At 68.0% G+C, this 14,841-nt stretch carries 14 protein-coding genes; 10 read left to right on the forward strand and 4 right to left on the reverse strand.

All coding sequences use genetic code 11. The features are described from left to right. Window positions 1-72: 72 nt before the first annotated feature. On the forward strand, window positions 73-822 hold the full coding sequence (locus tag OM977_RS01560; RefSeq protein WP_264355817.1) for a 3-hydroxybutyrate dehydrogenase: 750 nt from the start codon (window positions 73-75) through the stop codon (window positions 820-822). Window positions 823-895: 73 nt separating this feature from the next. Here the strand turns inward: OM977_RS01560 and OM977_RS01565 are convergent, their stop codons facing one another. Continuing rightward, window positions 896-1,549 (reverse strand): LysE family translocator, encoded by a 654-nt coding sequence (locus tag OM977_RS01565; protein WP_264355818.1) that lies wholly within the window; start codon window positions 1,547-1,549, stop codon window positions 896-898. Between the two features lie 8 nt (window positions 1,550-1,557). After that, a complete protein-coding gene (locus OM977_RS01570) occupies window positions 1,558-3,045 on the reverse strand; it encodes an amino acid permease (RefSeq protein WP_264355819.1) in 1,488 nt (495 codons plus the stop codon). A gap of 176 nt (window positions 3,046-3,221) precedes the next feature. Here OM977_RS01570 and OM977_RS01575 point away from each other — a divergent pair, with 176 nt between their 5' ends. The 3 genes from OM977_RS01575 to OM977_RS01585 are packed head-to-tail and all read left to right on the forward strand — an operon-like array spanning window position 3,222 to window position 4,875. Continuing rightward, complete coding sequence (locus OM977_RS01575) at window positions 3,222-3,680, forward strand: hypothetical protein (RefSeq protein ID WP_264355820.1); 459 nt, start codon at window positions 3,222-3,224, stop codon at window positions 3,678-3,680. Then, entirely contained in the window at window positions 3,674-3,907 is a 234-nt protein-coding gene (locus tag OM977_RS01580) for a helix-turn-helix transcriptional regulator (RefSeq protein ID WP_264355821.1), read from the forward strand. Before OM977_RS01575 ends, OM977_RS01580 begins: the two co-directional genes overlap by 7 nt. Continuing rightward, the gene (locus OM977_RS01585) at window positions 3,904-4,875 is read left to right on the forward strand and encodes an NAD(P)-dependent alcohol dehydrogenase (protein WP_264355822.1); all 972 of its coding nucleotides are present in this window, start codon (window positions 3,904-3,906) and stop codon (window positions 4,873-4,875) included. Before OM977_RS01580 ends, OM977_RS01585 begins: the two co-directional genes overlap by 4 nt. Before the next feature lie 39 nt (window positions 4,876-4,914). On the opposite strand, the gene OM977_RS01590 is transcribed toward OM977_RS01585, so the two are convergent. Then, window positions 4,915-5,832 carry an SDR family oxidoreductase gene (locus OM977_RS01590; RefSeq protein WP_264355823.1) on the reverse strand — a complete coding sequence of 306 codons (918 nt, stop codon included), beginning with the start codon at window positions 5,830-5,832 and terminating at the stop codon, window positions 4,915-4,917. A gap of 221 nt (window positions 5,833-6,053) precedes the next feature. Between OM977_RS01590 and OM977_RS01595 the strand changes: the two genes are divergently transcribed. From OM977_RS01595 to OM977_RS01620, 6 genes are all read left to right on the forward strand, one after another. Next, window positions 6,054-6,965, forward strand: a complete 912-nt coding sequence (locus OM977_RS01595; RefSeq protein WP_264355824.1) for an IclR family transcriptional regulator — start codon at window positions 6,054-6,056, stop codon at window positions 6,963-6,965. 102 nt (window positions 6,966-7,067) lie between these two features. Further along, complete coding sequence (locus OM977_RS01600) at window positions 7,068-8,258, forward strand: IS30 family transposase (RefSeq protein ID WP_442960681.1); 1,191 nt, start codon at window positions 7,068-7,070, stop codon at window positions 8,256-8,258. 238 nt (window positions 8,259-8,496) lie between these two features. Further along, on the forward strand, window positions 8,497-10,206 hold the full coding sequence (locus OM977_RS01605) for a urocanate hydratase (protein WP_264355826.1): 1,710 nt from the start codon (window positions 8,497-8,499) through the stop codon (window positions 10,204-10,206). Window positions 10,207-10,359: 153 nt separating this feature from the next. Continuing rightward, complete coding sequence (gene hutH / locus OM977_RS01610; protein WP_264355827.1) at window positions 10,360-11,952, forward strand: histidine ammonia-lyase; 1,593 nt, start codon at window positions 10,360-10,362, stop codon at window positions 11,950-11,952. A gap of 150 nt (window positions 11,953-12,102) precedes the next feature. After that, window positions 12,103-12,339, forward strand: a complete 237-nt coding sequence (locus OM977_RS01615) for a hypothetical protein (protein WP_264355828.1) — start codon at window positions 12,103-12,105, stop codon at window positions 12,337-12,339. A 114-nt stretch (window positions 12,340-12,453) separates the two neighbouring features. Beyond that, window positions 12,454-13,761 carry a cation:proton antiporter gene (locus OM977_RS01620; RefSeq protein ID WP_264355829.1) on the forward strand — a complete coding sequence of 436 codons (1,308 nt, stop codon included), beginning with the start codon at window positions 12,454-12,456 and terminating at the stop codon, window positions 13,759-13,761. Between the two features lie 90 nt (window positions 13,762-13,851). Here OM977_RS01620 and hutG read toward each other — a convergent pair whose 3' ends face one another. Next, window positions 13,852-14,820: a formimidoylglutamase gene (gene hutG, locus OM977_RS01625; protein WP_264355830.1), complete on the reverse strand. Its 969-nt coding sequence runs from the start codon at window positions 14,818-14,820 to the stop codon at window positions 13,852-13,854. Window positions 14,821-14,841 lie beyond the last annotated feature (21 nt).

Genomic DNA, 14,841 nt, shown 5'->3' on the forward strand with positions numbered 1-14,841 from the left:
GTGAAGCTGCTCAGTGCCGTGCATCCTGCCTCGCCTGAGCCGCTATTGACGCTGGAACTGAGGAGTGCAGACATGGAGAGCAGCTTGAACGGCCGCAAGGCCCTCGTTACGGGCGGAGCAGGCGGGATCGGTGCCGCGAGCGTCCGTGCGCTGGCGGCGCGCGGCGCCAAGGTGACGATCGCCGACGTCGACGAGGCGGCGGCTGCTGCGCTGGCCGACGAGGTGGGCGGCACGGCCTGGGCGATCGACCTGCTCGACACCGAGGCGCTCCAGACCCTGAGCCTGGACTGCGACATCCTCGTCAACAATGCCGGCATCCAGCGGATCAGTCCCATCGAGGACTTCGATCCGGCTGACTTCCGCCGCATCATCACGCTCATGCTCGAGGCGCCGTTCCTGCTGATCCGCGCCGCCCTGCCGCACATGTACGCCAACGGTTTCGGCCGGGTCATCAACCTGTCCTCCGTGCACGGCCTGCGCGCCTCGCCGTTCAAGAGCGCCTACGTTTCCGCCAAGCACGGCCTGGAAGGGCTGAGCAAGGCCACCGCACTCGAGGGCGGCGCCCATGGCGTCACCTCCAACTGCATCAACCCGGGCTACGTCCGGACGCCGCTGGTGGAGACCCAGATCGCGGACCAGGCCAAGGTGCACGGGATTCCGGAGTCCGAGGTGCTCGCCAAGATCATGTTGACTGAATCGGCCATCAAGCGCCTTGTGGAGCCGGAGGAAGTGGCCTCCCTTGTGGCCTGGCTCGCCTCGGACGACGCCGGAATGGTCACCGGCGCCAGCTACACGATGGACGGCGGCTGGTCCGCCCGCTGAGCCGGCAGGGCCGCGGACTCGCCGTTCACTCCGGGCACGGGCGAAGTGCCCTGACTGGGGTGGTGGCACCGGCCTACTTGCCCTGTTGGAGCTCCGGCGCGTTCCCGACCAGCGCCAGCGTGCCGCCCAGGCCGATCATCATCACGCCGCCCGTGGTGCTCAGGGCTGCGATCCGCCGCGGTGAACTGGCGAACCAGTGGCGGGCGGTCCCGGCCGCGAGGGCCCATGCACTGTCCGAGACCAGGGCGATCGCGAGGAACAGAGCACCCAGGGTGCCCAGCTGCAGCGGGATCGCGCCGGCTTCATAATCCACGAACTGCGGCAGCACCGCCACGAAGAACACGATTGACTTGGGGTTCGTGACGCCGACGATGAAACCCTCCCGAAGCATCCGGACGGTGGAGGCCGAACGGGAGGGGTCTGCCGCCGCAGGGCCTCTTCCGCGGTGCCGGATTGCCTGGATGCCGAGGTAGATGAGGTAGGCAGCGCCGGCGAACTTCACCACGGTGAACAGCACGATGGATTGGGCCAGCACCACGCCGACGCCCAGCGCCACCGCGGCGATCTGCAGGAGTTCCCCGAGGGCGTTTCCCAGCACGCTGAGCAGCCCGCCCTTGCGTCCGAGCGCCAGCGCCCGCCCGATCACGAACAGCACGCTGGGCCCGGGCACCGCAATGAGCAGGAATGCCGCGATCGCGAAGGTGAGCAGGTTGCTTGCCGGAATCATGCCTGAGCCTAACTCCGGCGTGCTGTTCCGCCTACGGTTTCGTCCACGAGTTCGGCCCGGACACGGCCGTGGCCGCGGACCCAGAGCCGGTAGGCAACCATCAGCAACCCGAGCCAGAGAGCGCCCACATAGAGCGCCACGCGGGTGTCTTCAAAGGCGCCGAGGATCACGATGACGAGGCCCATGAAGACGATGGTCAGTACGGATGCGGCGGGCCACCAGGGGGAGGGAAACTCCGAATCCGGCAGGTTTTTGCGGGCGATCTCGCGTTTCATAGCGACGTGGGAGGCGAGGATCATGACCCAGACCCAGACCGTGGCGAAGGTCGCGATCGAGGCGATCAGCAGGAACACGTCCTCGGGTATCACTGCGTTCAGCACCACCCCGACAAGCAGGATGCCGGCCATCATCACCACGGTCAGCCACGGCACGCCGTGCCGGGAGACCTTGCCGAAACTGGCGGGGGCGTGCCCCTGCCGGGCCAGGCCGAAGAGGATCCGGCCGGCGCCGAAGATGTCGCTGTTGATCGCCGACAGCGCGGCAGTGATCACCACGGCGTTGAGGATGTGGGGTGCGGCCGGAATGCCCAGACCGCTGAAGATCTGCACGAACGGGCTGCCGTTGGTGCCGATCTCGTTCCACGGGAACAGGCTCATCAACACGCCAAGGGTCAGCACATAGAACAGCAGCACCCGGACCGGAACGGTGTTGACGGCCTTCGGAATTACCGACTTCGGATCGGCTGCCTCGCCGGCCGTGACGCCGATGGTCTCGATCCCGCCGAAGGCGAACATCACGACGGCGAACGAGGCCAGGAGTCCTTCGAAGCCGTTTGGAAAGAGCCCGCCGTGCGCCACGAGGTTGCCCAGCCCCGGGGCGACGGTGGCGCCCCCGGCCTGGAAACCGAACGCGATAATGGCCGCCCCGCCGGCGATCATCGCGATGATGGCGACCACCTTGATCAGCGAGAACCAGAATTCAAGTTCGCCGAAGACTTTCACGCTGAGCAGGTTCAGCGCTGCGAGGAAGAAGATGATGGCCAGGACCCAGATCCAGCGTTCCACCTCGGGGAACCAGAATCCCATGTAGATGCTGAAGGCGGTGACGTCCGCGATGGCTACGATCGCCATCTCGAACACGTAGGTCCAGCCGGTGACGAAGCCGGCCAGCGGACCGAGGTAGCGGCTCGCGTACTGTCCGAACGATCCCGACACCGGGTGCCGAACCGCCATCTCGCCCAGGGCCCGCATCACCATGAAGACGGCAGCGCCGCCGATCATATAGGCGAACAATACGGCCGGGCCTGCCTTCTGGATCGCGGAGGCGGAGCCGTAAAAAAGCCCCGTCCCAATGGCCGATCCCAGGGCCATGAAGCGGATGTGCCGGACGTTCAGCCCCCGGCTCAGGACGGTTTCGACGGCGGTGCCGACGGTTCTGCCGGTGGTTGCCCGGGCTGAAGGGGGTGCTGCCTCGGCGGCGGTCTGGGCTTGTTGCATGCGAATACCTTCTCGTCATTGGGAGGGGGATCGCTATCCAGCAGACCATGTCCGGCGGAGCTGTGATCAGCCTCACTGGTAAGAGGTGTCTTTGATTTCAGACTGGGTGACCCATGCGCCATACCCGTTAATGTCGAAAACCATTGACATAGTGTCAAAGTTTCTTTACTTTCGAGATGTCAGCTTTGTTTTACATGGGAGCGGAAATGTCCTTCGAAGAGAAGAGCGCCTGGGTGATGGGTCTGCTCGCGGTCGCGGCCTACACCGTGTACGTTGCTGTGGTGCTGTCTCTGTCCGGCGGCGTGCCGCTGGCGGAGGTGCCGTACGTGGCACCCTTGCTGTGGACTGTCGGGGGATCCATCGCCGCCTCCTTGGTGCTGCACACCGTGATCAGGACCTTCTCCGCCAAGGACGCGGGCATCAAGGATCAGCGCGACAAGGAGATATACCGCTTCGGTGAATACATCGGCCAGTCCTTCCTCGTTATCGGTGGAGTGGGTGCCCTGGTCATGGCGATGGCCGAGGTTGACCACTTCTGGATCGCCAACGCCATCTACCTGGCCTTTTTCCTCTCGGCGATCCTGGGCTCCGTCGCAAAGATTGTGGCCTACCGCCGGGGCTTCCAGCCATGGTGAAGCCGACCAGGGTCACAAACTCCATCCGCCGCCTCCGCTTTGAGCGGGGCGAGCTGACCCAGGCTGAGCTTGCCGAGCGTATCGGCGTCACCCGGCAGACCGTCATCGCCATCGAACAGGGCCGCTATTCGCCTTCGCTCGAGCTGGCGTTCCAGATTGCCCACGTCCTCAGGGTCCCCCTAGACGATGTGTTCCAGTATCCCGGCAGCGAAGGAGAAACACCGTGAAAGCGATCGTTCAGGATGTCTATGGACCTGCGCAGGTACTGGAGTTGCGTGACGTCGACAAGCCGGTCCCCGCCGAGGATGAGGTTCTCATCAGGGTGCGGGCCGCGGGCGTCGACCAGGGCGTCTGGCACCTGATGGCCGGGCAGCCGTACCTGACCCGCGCCGTCGGTTTCGGCCTGCGGACGCCCAAGGTCGGTATCCGCGGCAGGGAGCTCGCCGGGACGGTGGAAGCGGTCGGGCGGAACGTCGTCGGATTCCGGCCCGGTGACGAGGTGTTCGGCACCGCTGAGGGAACCTTCGCCGAATTCGTGTGCGCGAAGGAGGGCAAGCTCGCCCTCAAGCCGGGAAATCTCAGCTTTGAGCAGGCGGCAGCGGTGCCGATCTCGGCCGCGACGGCGCTCCAGGGGCTCCGCGACAGCGGCCAGGTGCAGCCCGGACAGGACGTACTGATTATCGGCGCCGGTGGAGGCGTCGGTTCCTACGCGGTTCAGCTGGCCAGGTCCTTCGGGGCACGGGTCACGGGCGTGTGCAGCACCGACAAGACGGAGCTGGTCCGGTCCATCGGCGCAGACCACGTCATCGACTATAGGTATGACGATTTCTCTGACGGCGCGAAGCAGTGGGATTTGATCCTCGATACGGCCGGTAACCGCAGGCTTTCGGTCCTCCGCCGGGCACTGAAGCCGCACGGCACCCTGGTGATCGTCGGCGGTGAGGGCGGCGGAAAGCTGACGGGTGGCTTTGAACGCTCGCTGCGCGCGGCGGCGCTGTCCCTCTTCGTGGGCCAGCAGCTCAAGGGTCTCCTGGCCGTCGAGCGGGCCGAGGACCTGCGAGCCCTGGCCGAACTCATCGAAGCAGGCAAGGTGACGCCGGTCATCGACCGGAGCTTTGCGCTGGGCGACGCGCCGGCGGCCATCGAGTACCTGCATGCGGGCAAGGCCCGCGGCAAGGTGGTCATCACGATCTGACCCGGGTTGGATCGTGGCCGGGGCTCTCGCCCAGGCAGTTCAGCGGTATCCGGAGGCATCCGCCGGCAGGCCGGCGTCCTGGATTTCTACCAGGTAGCGCCAGCAGTCGGGCTGCGAGCCGTCGACGTCGGTGAAGCCGTACTCGCGCGCCAGCCCGCCGGAGGAATAGGAGCCACCGCTGCGCTGCATGAGCCCCGGGTCAGCGGCAAGGGCCGCCGCCGCGCGCCCGACAAACCGCGGACTTTCGGAAATCGCCGCGAAGTGCGGCTGGACGGCGGCCGCCTCCGGCCAGTTTGCCTCGGTTACTCCGAAGGCCTCCAGCATCATCTCCGAGCGCATCCATCCCGGGGTGAGGGCCACCGCGGCGCAGCCGAAGGGCCTGAGCTCCTCCGCCTGGCTGAAGGCGAGCCGGAGCACCGCGGTCTTGACGAGGTCGTAGAACACCGAGACCCGGTAGTGGGCGGCGTTGTACTCGCCGGTCCCGTCGGTCATCTCCACCACCAGCCCGCCCGGCCGACGGACCAGCAGCGGCAATGCCCAATGGCTCGTGATGAGGTGCGTGTCGAGGGCCAGATGCACCATCCGGAGCCCGGCCTCCAGATCGTGGGACCACAGCGGCGTGTTCCACTGGATCAGGTTCTCCCCGCCCCAGATGTCGTTGACCAGGACATCGAGCCGGCCCTGCTCGGCGTCGATACTCTGCACCAGGGCTTCCACTTGGTCTGTTTCCCGGTGGTCTACGGCGACGGCGATCCCCACGCCGCCGGCAGCGGACACCAGTTGGGCCGTTTCCTCCACGGTTTCCGGCCGGTTGTAGTCGGAGCGCCGGCCCAGCGCCGAGCGGCCGGTGCAGTACACCGTGGCTCCGGCCTCGCCGAGGGCCACGGCCGTCCCCCGGCCGGCGCCGCGCGTGGCCCCGGCCACCAGGGCCACCTTGCCCGACAGCGTCGGTTCCATCCCGCGCCTCCCCGCAGTCAAGACATCCAGCCCAGCCCAGCCCACCACGCGTGGCGCCGGCGGCCTAGGGGCTGAAGTCCCGGACGTCGTCTATATCCGGGATACCAGACATGCGGGCCCGGGGCCGGGCACGGATGGGCCGCCCTGGGGAGCATGCTTAAGTACGGGATACCGGACAAGGCCGACAGATGACCGGACACCGCCGATTTCGAAGAGGACGCATGCCAGCCAGCAGCACCACCCTGAACAGCACCGCGGCGGACGCCGCTGCGCCGGCGGCGTCCGCCGCCGGCGTCGAGCCCGGGGCGCGGGCGGCGCCAGGCGGCGCAGTCAAGCGCGCCACGAGGGCCGCCAAACCGGCGTCGAAGGTGCCGGCCGCCGAGAACACCCTGCGCATCCTCAAACTCCTGGCCTCCAAGCGCGGGCCGATGGCGGCGTCGAACATCGCCACGGCCCTGGGCCTGCCCCGCTCCAGCGTTTATCACTTGCTTGGCGTGATGGAAGCGAACGGCTTCGTCCTGCACCTGCACGAGGAGCAGCGCTACGGCCTGGGCATCAGCGCCTTCGAACTCAGCTCGGCCTATTCCCGGCAGGAGCCGCTCTCCAGGCTCGGCCGCCCGCTGCTCGCCTCGCTCGTGGACGCGGTCGGCGAAAGCGCCCACCTAGCCGTGCTGCACGGCCGCGACGTGCTCTACATCGTGGAGGAGCGGGCGAAGAACCGGCCTTCGCTGGTGACCGACGTCGGCGTCCGGCTCCCCAGCCACCTGACCGCCAGCGGGCGGGCCATACTGGCGGCTTTGCCGAAATCCCAGGTCCGGGCGCTCTATCCCAACGCGGCCGCCTTCAGCGCCCGGCATGACACCGAATCGCCCATCAGAAAGTACTCGGCACTGTCCTCGCACCTGGACCAGGTCCGGCAGCGCGGCTACGCCACTGAACACGGCGAAGTGACGCCGGGCTTCGGTTCAATCGCCGCCGCCGTCACGGACCATGTGGGCTGGCCGACAGCGGCCGTCGCCGTAACCTTCCTCGAGGACAAGCTCCCGGCCGAGCAATGGCCGGCCCTCGCGGCGCGGGTTCAGAAGGTCGCGGACGAGCTCTCCGTCCGCCTCCACGGCCGCCCCTCCGCCTGACCACTGCCCACACCCCAACTCCTGTTGCGCTATCACTTTGGGCCGCCATTCGCCCGGCAAAGTCATATGGTCGCAACAACGCTCTGATTGATGGAGCGTTTCATGGCCAGGTTGTTTCCTCCGAATACCCGCACCGAGTTCGTTGATCTGGTGTGTGGCGGGATGTCGATTCTCGCTGCGGCCCGGCGTGTCGGGGTCACGCATGGGGCTGGGAGGATCTGGTGGGCCCAGTCTGGCCACATGCTGACTGTGAACATGGGCCCCGTCGGGGGTCTTTCGGATCCGGCTCCCACGGCGGAAGGTCCGGGTGGCCGGGCGTTGAACCTGGCTGAACGGGGGATGATCCAGATGGGCCGGCGCAGCGGCATGAGTTACGCCGCGATTGGTGAGGCGATTGGTCGGGACAAGTCTGTGGTCTGGCGGGAGGTGAACCGCAACGCCAGCGCGGACGGGGTGTATTACGCCTCGGTGGCGCATACCCAGGCGCATCAGGCCAGGCGCCGGCCCAAACCGTTGAAGCTCGTCGAGGACGAGGCGCTCTGCCGGCTGATCGGGGTGTGGATGGATGACGGGTGGAGCCCGAAACTGATCTCGGCCATGTTGGCGTTTCACTTCGCCGATGATCAGACTATGCAGGTGAGCCACGAGACGATCTACCAGGCGCTTTACGTTCAAACCCGCGGAAGCCTGCGGGCGGATCTGGCCGAGAAGCTCAGCCTGAAGCGGAAGCAACGCGTTCCCCACACCGCAGATCGGCAGAAGAACAGCCCCTACAAGGACGCCTTCAAGATCAGTGAGCGCCCCGCCGAGGCCGCGGACCGGGCGGTTCCCGGGCACTGGGAAGGTGACCTCATAATCGGCTCCGACGGGACCGCGATCGGCACCCTGGTGGAACGCTCGACGAGGTTTACGATCCTGCTCCACCTCCCCGGGGACCACACCGCCGACACCGTCGCCGCCGCGATGATCCGGGAGATGGGCAAGCTCCCGGATCACCTGCGACTGTCAATCACCTGGGACCGCGGCTCGGAACTCGCCGGATATGCCCGGATCCAGACGGCCCTGGACACCACGCTCTACTTCTGCGACCCGCACTCGCCCTGGCAGCGCGGGTCCAACGAGAACACCAACCGACTCCTCAGGTTCTGGTTTGAGAAAGGCTCCGACCTCTCCGTCCACACCCCGGACGATCTCCGCCAAGTCGCCGCGAAACTCAACCGCCGGCCCCGCCCCACCCTCAACCTGGAGACCCCAGCCAACCGGCTGAACCAGTTGCTGCAAGCGGCGGCTTAAACCCCGGCGTTGCTCCGACTAGTTGACTTTGCCCCCGTTTAGCCACCGGAAGTGATAGCGCAACAGGGGCGGGGGAGGGTCTGGAATCCCGGACAGCACCGCCGCGATGGGCCTGTTTCCAGGGCTGCGAAGGGGCTTTAGTTGATACAGAACCTCATTCCTCCCGATTTTGCCCCAACATAGACAACACCCAGCACAGACACCCTCCAGCAACACATCCAGCCACGAAGGAGCCCTCATGGCACCCGCCGATTTCACCACCGGTGCCCGCCCGGTCAAAGCAGCCCGCGGCACCGAGCTCACCGCCAAGAGCTGGCAGACGGAAGCCCCGCTGCGCATGCTCATGAACAACCTCGACCCCGAGGTCGCAGAACGCCCCGATGACCTGGTGGTCTACGGCGGCACCGGCCGCGCCGTCCGGTCTTGGGCCGCGTTCGACGCCATCACCCGCACCCTGGAAACCATGGAAAAGGACGAGACCCTGCTGGTCCAGTCCGGCAAGCCGGTCGGCGTCTTCCGCACCAACGAGTGGGCGCCTCGCGTGCTCCTGGCCAACTCCAACCTCGTCGGCGACTGGGCGAACTGGCCCGAGTTCCGCCGGCTCGAGGCTGAGGGCCTGATGATGTACGGCCAGATGACCGCCGGGTCCTGGATCTACATCGGCACCCAGGGCATCCTGCAGGGCACCTTCGAGACCTTTGCCGCGATCGCCCGCAAGCTCACCGGGGACGAGAACGGCACCCTCGCCGGCACCCTGACCCTCACCGGCGGCTGCGGCGGCATGGGCGGCGCCCAGCCGCTCGCCGTCACCCTGAACGACGGCGCCTGCCTGATCGTCGACGTCGACGAAAGCCACCTGCGCCGCCGGGCCGGCAAACGCTACCTCGACGAGGTCGAAACGGACCTCGACACCGCGATCGCCAAGGTCCTCAAAGCCAAGGAAGAGCGCCGCGGCTGGTCCGTGGGCTACGTCGGAAACGCCGCCGAGGTCTTCCCCGAGATCCTGCGCCGCCACAACGCCGGCGAGCTCACCGTCGACATCGTCACGGACCAGACCTCCGCACACGACCCCCTGAGCTACCTCCCCGAGGGCATCACGGTCGAGGAATGGCACCGCGAGGCCGCCGCCGATCCCGAGGGCTTCACCAAGAAGGCCCAGGCCTCGATGGCCAAGCACGTCCAGGCCATGGTCGAGTTCCAGGACGCCGGCGCCGAGGTGTTCGACTACGGCAACTCCATCCGCGACGAGGCCCGCAAGGGCGGCTACAACCGCGCCTTCGAATTCCCCGGCTTCGTCCCGGCCTACATCCGGCCGCTCTTCTGCGAGGGCCTGGGCCCGTTCCGCTGGGTTGCCCTCTCCGGCGACCCCGAGGACATTGCCGTCACGGACCGGGCCATCAAGGAACTCTTCCCCGAGAACAAGCACCTGCACCGCTGGATCGACGCCGCCGCCGAGCGCGTCGATTTCGAGGGCCTGCCGGCCCGCATCTGCTGGCTGGGCTACGGCGAACGCGCCAAGGCCGGCCTGCTGTTCAACCAGCTCGTCAAGGAAGGCAAAGTCAAGGCGCCCATCGTGATCGGCCGCGACCACCTCGACTCCGGCTCCGTAGCCTCCCCGTACCGCGAAACCGAGGCAATGGCCGACGGCTCCGACGCGATCGCCGACTGGCCGCTGCTCAACGCCCTGCTCAACACCGCCTCCGGCGCCACCTGGGTCTCCCTGCACCACGGCGGCGGCGTCGGCATCGGCCGCTCCATCCACGCCGGCCAGGTCTCCGTCGCCGACGGCACCGACCTCGCGGCGCAGAAACTCGAACGCCTCCTCACCAACGACCCCGGCATGGGCGTCATCCGCCACGCCGACGCCGGCTACGACCGCGCCGTCGAGGTCGCCAAGGAACGCGGCGTCCGCATCCCCATGCAAGAGTCAGCGCCCGAAGCCCTCTGACCAAGGGCCCAATCCCACATCGACTGCTCCGTAACTGCCGTAATGAGCCACCAAAAGGGCACTTGCGGAGCAATCGATCCCCACGAGCCCCCTAACCGCGCACGTCCCCGCCAGGGAACCCTGCTCGCGGCCCCAATTTGAAGTAGGAATACCATGACACTCACCACCCACTCAGCGCTCACCGTCACCCTCGGCTCCAGCGGCGTCACACCCGAGGACGTCGTCGCCGTCGCCCGCCACGACGCCCACGTGACCATCGCCCAGGACGCCCTCGACGCCGTCGCGAAGGTCCGCGCGCACATCGACGACCTCGCCCACAGCGAGGTGCCGGCCTACGGCATCTCCACCGGCTTCGGCGCGCTGGCCAACCGGCACATCCCCAACGACCTGCGCACCCAACTGCAGAAGTCCCTGATCCGCAGCCACGCCGCCGGGATGGGCCCGGCAGTGGAACGCGAGGTGGTCCGCGGCATCATGTTCCTGCGGGCCAAGACCCTCGCCTCCGGCCGCACCGGCGTCCGCCCCGTGGTGCTGCAGACCATGGTGGACGTGCTCAACGCCGGCATCACCCCGGTGGTCCGCGAATTCGGCTCCCTCGGCTGCTCGGGCGACCTCGCACCGCTCTCACACTGCGCCCTGGTCCTGATGGGCGAAGGCGAAGCCATTGGCCCGGACGGGGAACTGTACGGCACCAGGGACGGCCGCCCCGTCGCCGAACTCCTCGCCGCACACGGGATCGAACCCGTCACCCTGGCCGAGAAGGAAGGACTCGCGCTGGTCAACGGCACCGAGGGCATGCTGGGCATGCTGCTGATGGCCATCGCGGACATCCGCCAGCTGCTCACGACGGCGGACATCACCGCAGCGCTCAGCGTCGAGGCGCTGCTCGGCACGGACCAGGTGTTCCTGCCCGAGCTGCATGCCGCTCTCCGCCCGCACCCCGGGCAGGCGGCGTCCGCTGACAACATGCTCCGGGTGCTCTCCAACTCTCCGATCGTCGCCTCGCACCGGATCAACGACACCAAGGTTCAGGACGCCTACTCGCTGCGCTGCGCACCTCAGGTCGCCGGCGCCGTCCGCGACACCGTGGACCACGCCGCCCTGGTCGCCTCCCGCGAGCTGGCCGCCGCAATCGACAACCCGGTGGTCCTGCCGGACGGCCGGGTCAGCTCCAACGGCAACTTCCATGGCGCCCCGGTGGGGTACATGCTCGACTTCCTGGCGATCGCCGTCGCGGACCTCAGCTCCATTGCCGAGCGCCGGACCGACCGGATGCTGGACCCGGCCCGCTCGCACGGGCTGCCGGCCTTCCTGGCCGCGGACCCCGGCGTCGATTCCGGGCTCATGATCGCCCAGTACACCCAGGCCGGGCTCGTCTCGGATAACAAACGTCTCGCCGTCCCGGCGTCGGTGGACTCGATCCCGAGCTCGGCGATGCAGGAGGACCACGTCTCGATGGGCTGGCACGCGGCCCGCAAGCTCCGCCGTGCGGTCGAGAACCTGCGCCGCGTGCTGGCGATCGAACTGGTGACCTCGGCCCGGGCGCTGGACATCCGCACCCACCTCTCCGGCGGCGAGCTCACCCCGGGACCCGCGGGCGCGGCCGTGATCGCGGCACTGCGGGACGTCGTCGCCGGCCCCGGGACGGACAGGTTCCTGTCGCCGGAACTGGAAGCGGCGGACGCGCTCGTCGCCTCCGGCAGGGTGCGGGCGGCGGCCGAATCCGCCGTCGGAAATCTCGCCTGAGCAAGAACAAGATGCAGGTTGGGTGAATAATTCCCGGCGCCTCCGAAATACTCGGCAACACGGCGGGCGGGGGCGCCGGGACTGTAGTACTAATGGAAGTCCACACCAACGATGTTGTGGCGAAGAACGTATACAAAGGGGTAGAAGTTCATGAAAGCACGCGGGACGGTTATGTCCAGGCGCCAGGTATCGGCCGCCACGGTTTCCGACTGGAGGAGCCTCCGGGCCGGCGACCGGGTCGAAATCCTCAAGCACGCTCAGGTTCTGGCTGCCGGTGAGGTGGAAGAAGTCTCACTGAGCGGCAATGTTCTTTGGCTGGTCCCGGCGGACCCGTCCGAGACGCAGCTGTTCCTGAAGTCCGACGGAGTTGAGGTGCGGCGCAGCTAGCCGTACGCGGTTTTAGACGCCGCACGCGAGTATCTTGGTGGGAGGGGCGCCGTTCCGTAGGGACGGCGCCCCGACTCATCCCGGGGCATCCGGGCCCGGCAGGAGGGACAGCACGTGTTTGAGGCACCCAGCATCGTCTTCACGGCGGCAGGCCTGGCCGTCTTCGCCGCGGCTGTGCTGCCCAAACTGCTGCGCAATGCGCCGCTGTCCATGCCGATGGTGTTCCTGGCCGCGGGGATGCTGGCCTTCACTTTCATCCCGGGCCTCCCCGACCCTGACCCCCTCCAACACGGGGAGTTCACCACACACCTGACGGAAGTGTGCGTCATCATCTCCTTGATGGGTGCCGGCCTAGCCCTGGACCGCCCGCTCGGACGGCGCCAATGGTCCACCACCTGGCGGATGCTGGGTCTGGCGATGCCCGTCTGCATCGTGGCGCTCACCCTGCTGGGACTCGGAGTGCTCGGACTCGGCCTCGGCGCTGCGCTGCTGGTCGGCGCCGCGCTGGCGCCCACCGATCCTGTGCTTGCCTCCGAAGTCCAAGTGGGGGAGCCTGCGGACGACGAGGACGAATCCGAGCGCGGCGAGGACGAGATCCGCTTCAGCCTCACTTCCGAGGCCGGCCTGAACGACGGACTGGCGTTTCCCTTCGTCTACCTTGCCATCGCGATCAGCCTGGTTGGCACGGCACCGTCCCAGTGGTTCGGATCCTGGTTCGCCGTGGACGTCCTCTGGCGGATCGCCGTCGGGGTGCTTCTCGGCTGGCTGGCAGGTAAGGCGCTGGGCCGGATCTTCTTCTCCGCCCGACATGAAAGCATCCGGCTCTCTGCCCACTCCCAGGGCTTCGTGGCGCTGGCGGCAACCTTCCTGGCCTACGGCGTTACGGAGATGGTCGAAGGCTATGGGTTCATCGCCGTGTTCGTGTGCGCGGTGACCATCCGCGCCGCGGAACGGACGCACGGCTTCCACCGGATCATGCACTCCTACGTCGAGCAGCTTGAGCGGCTCATGACGGTGGTCATCCTGGTGCTGCTGGGCGGCGCGATCGCGCGGGGCCTGCTCGCCGGGGTCGGCTGGCCGGAAATCCTGGTGGCGCTCGTGTTCCTGCTGCTCGTCCGGCCGCTCGCGGGCTGGCTGGCGCTGGCGCGGGGCAAGACCGGCCCGCGGGAACGGATCGCCATTTCCTTCTTCGGCATCCGCGGGATCGGCTCCCTCTACTACCTCTCCTACGCCCTCAGCAAGGGCGATTTCAGTGCCCAGGCCGAGCAGTTGTGGGCGATCATCGGCCTGGTCGTGGCGGCCTCGATTGTGGTGCACGGGGCGACGACGGCTCCGGTCATGAACCGGCTGGACCGGCTCCGCGAACGGAAGGCCGAGGCGAAGCACGGCGATGTAGGCAAGGCACCGAAGACGCCGATCTGACGGGCCCGCGCCTGTCCCGGGCCGGCGCCTACCGTAGCGCCCGGCCGGGCTCCCGCGCCTGCGCCGGGCCGCCTGCCCCCGGGCCGGCGCCTACCGCAGCAGCGTGTTGATCAGCCGCGCCGCAACCTTTGCGGTGCGGCCGTCGATGTCGAATTCCGGGTTCAGTTCCGCGACATCCAGGTGCAGGAGCTTCCCGCTCGCGGCGACCTGCCGGCAAACCGCGCTGATCACCGGCAGCGGCACGCCATACGCGGCCGGCGCGCTCACGCCCGGCGCCACCGACGCCGGCAGCACGTCAAGATCGATCGTCAGGTACAGCGCGTCCACCTGCGCCAGGAAGGCGGCCACGAAGGTGTGCGCGGCGTCGGCCGAGCAGTCCTCATCCAGCAGATAGTCCACGCCGAGCTCCGCGGCAGTGTGGAACAGGGCCCGGGTGTTGTTCGGTTCGGAGATCCCGACGACGGCGTACTGGAGTTCGCGGCCCGCGGCGGCTTCCGCGCGGGCCATCTGCAGGAACGGGGTGCCGGAGCTCGGCAGCTCCTCGTCGCGGAGGTCGAAGTGCGCATCCAGGTTCAGCACGCCCACCCGCAGGCCCTCCCGGACCGCCGCGGAACCGGCCACGCCGAGGTAGCTTGCGAAGGCGGTTTCGTGCCCGCCGCCCAGCATCACGGGAAGCCTGCCGGCGTCGAGCAACCTGGAGATCGCGAGTCCTGCCCGCGCCTGGCCGGCTTCCAGCGCGTCCCCCGCGACGGTGACGTCTCCGGCGTCGTACACGTCCCGGGGCAGGTGGAACGCGAGCGGGCCGAGGGCGGCGCGGATGGCATCCGGGGCGGCGGCCGCGCCGGTGCGGCCCTGGTTGCGGCGCACCCCGGCGTCGCTGCCGAAGCCAAGGACCACGGCGGGGCGCGCGCCCGGCGAGGCAGCGGCGGGGCTAGGGAGAGTGCGGGGGGAGTACGGGGCCACGGCCTGCCACCAGCGGCGGTGCTCGGCGCCATCGCCGTCGAACCGGCCGGTCCAGGGCTGCGGCGGGACATCCACGGGGAGTACGGGGGAAACCATGTTCCTAGCTCACCGCAGCCC

This window comes from Pseudarthrobacter sp. MM222 (assembly GCF_947090775.1).
Classification (GTDB): Bacteria; Actinomycetota; Actinomycetes; order Actinomycetales; family Micrococcaceae; genus Arthrobacter.